General features: G+C 41.8%; 1 protein-coding gene. It reads left to right on the top strand.

Translation table 11 applies throughout. From position 1 onward, the window contains the following. Positions 1-52: 52 nt before the first annotated feature. A partial coding sequence (locus ACS8FD_RS20960) for a pyridoxal phosphate-dependent aminotransferase (protein ID WP_439277288.1) occupies positions 53-682 on the top strand: 630 nt, incomplete at its 3' end.

Here is a 682-nt window from a genome sequence, read left to right as displayed (position 1 = left end):
ACTAATAATAAGTCATTCATAATAAATAGGTTATAACATCTTAGGATAAATTATGCAGCCTAACGAACCGACAGAGCTAGCGTTGTCACCGTTGACACCAGCCTACGATAGTATTTTGGAGCTAACACCGTATCAGACTGGCAAGCCTGTCGAAGAGTTGAGTCGAGAATATGGGGTTTTCAATGTAGTGAAGCTTGCAAGTAACGAAAACCCCATAGGCTGCTCGCCGCAAGTAACATTAGCGATAACCGAGCAATTAGGAAAGCTGGCACGTTATCCAGATGGGAACGGACACTATTTAAAGCAAGCGCTTTCTGATTTTACTGACATCAATATAGAGTGTATTACTTTAGGCAATGGCTCTAATGATCTGCTGGATATCCTAGCACGTGCCTTTGTAAGTGCTGATGATGTGGTAGTATATAGTCAGTATTGTTTTATCGTCTACCCGATGGTGACTAGAATGCAAGGCGCAACAGGTGTAGAAGTGCCTGCGCATCGATTTGGTCACAATTTGGACGCTATGCGTCAAGCAGTAGACGATAATCCTAATACTAAAATGGTTTTTATAGCAAACCCAAACAATCCAACAGGCACTCAGCTTCAGCATAAAGAATTGCACAAGTTTGTTGCCAGTATTCCAAGTTCGGTATTGGTGGTATTAGACGAGGCTTATATTGAA

The organism is Psychrobacter sp. 1U2 (assembly GCF_051847575.1).
The sequence above is the reverse complement of the archived record's forward strand: the minus strand, read 5'-3'. Positions and strand labels throughout refer to the sequence as shown.